Source organism: Rhodopseudomonas sp. BR0C11, from assembly GCF_010820945.1.
Taxonomy (GTDB): Bacteria; Pseudomonadota; Alphaproteobacteria; order Rhizobiales; family Xanthobacteraceae; genus Rhodopseudomonas; species Rhodopseudomonas palustris_H.
In genome coordinates, this window is record NZ_QTKI01000693.1 from 1 (window position 1) to 1,358 (window position 1,358).

Consider the following 1,358-nt stretch of genomic DNA (forward strand, 5'->3'; position numbering starts at 1 on the left):
GTGCACTTCCGCATCGCCTCACCGCCGATCACCCACCCGGACTATTACGGCATCGACACTCCGGATCGCGCCGGCCTGCTGGCCGCGACGCATTCGCTCGAAGAGATGCGCGACCTGATCGGCGCCGACACGCTGGCGTTCCTGTCGGTCGACGGCATCTATCGCGCGATGGGCGAACCGGGCCGCGATCCGGCGTTGCCGAAGTTCACCGACCACTGCTTTACCGGTGACTATCCGACCGGCCTCACCGATCTCAATCAGACCGAGTCGGCGCCGCGGCAATTGTCGCTGCTGGCCGAGGCGAGCTGATCCGGCCACGGCCTTGACGTCGTCATCGGCCACGCCGGTGACGACGCCCACGATACCTCTTTTAGAGGATGGATACTCGGGTCCGGTCCGCGTATGACAATGCGCGATATATCTTGAGCCGGACCTGTCATGACCCAACCTCTCGCCTCCCGCATCGCTCTCGTCACCGGTGCCTCGCGCGGCATCGGCTACGCCACCGCCAAGGCGCTCGCCAAGGCCGGCGCGCACGTCATCGCCGTCGCCCGCACCCAGGGCGGTCTCGAGGAGCTCGACGACGAGGTGCGTAAGGACGGCGGTCATCCGCTGACGCTGGTCCCGCTCGATCTCACCGACTATCAGGCGATCGGCCGCCTCGGCGGCACGATCTACGAACGCCACGGCAAGCTCGACGTCCTGGTCGGCAATGCCGGCATCGGCGGCCCGTCTTCGCCGCTCGGCCATATCGAGCTGAAGCCGTGGCTGGACGTCATCGGCATCAACCTGAATGTGAACTTCCATCTCGTGCGCTGCATGGAACCGCTGCTGCGAGCCTCCGATGCCGGCCGTGCCGTGTTTCTGACCTCGCGCGCCGGTGGCAAGGCGCCGGGCTACCGCGGCCCGTATGCGGCATCGAAGGCCGCCCTGGAAACGCTGGTTCAGGTGTGGGCCAAGGAAGTGGTCAACACCACGCCGATCCGCATCAACCTGTTCGATCCCGGTCCGACCCGGACCAAGCTGCGCGCCAGCGTGATGCCGGGCGAAGACCCGGAAACTCTGCCGACGCCCGACCAGGCTGCGGAGCTGTTGCTACCGCTGTGCCTGCCGTCCTTTACCGAAACCGGCAAGCTGTTCGACGGCCCCTCTCGCACCCTGAAAGACCCCCAGGCCGATTGACTTCGGCCCGGCAGCGCGATTGACTGACTACAAGCGGGGAAACATCCGCAGTCAATCAGCTATCCATACAAAGGGGGAAGTGATGAGAGGAGTGTTCTCGCACGCCATCGCTGCTGCGTTGGTGAGTGCGGCGTTGATCCTGCCGGCGTCGGCCCAGTCCGGCGACAAGACCGCCA

General features: G+C 65.8%; 1 protein-coding gene and 1 pseudogene. Both read left to right on the forward strand.

What is annotated here, in order from left to right:
- Positions 1 to 309, forward strand: a pseudogene (locus DYI24_RS26635) (amidophosphoribosyltransferase); the annotation flags it as partial.
- A gap of 129 nt (positions 310 to 438) precedes the next feature.
- Positions 439 to 1,182 carry an SDR family NAD(P)-dependent oxidoreductase gene (locus tag DYI24_RS26640; RefSeq protein ID WP_164574461.1) on the forward strand — a complete coding sequence of 248 codons (744 nt, stop codon included), beginning with the start codon at positions 439 to 441 and terminating at the stop codon, positions 1,180 to 1,182.
- Positions 1,183 to 1,358 lie beyond the last annotated feature (176 nt).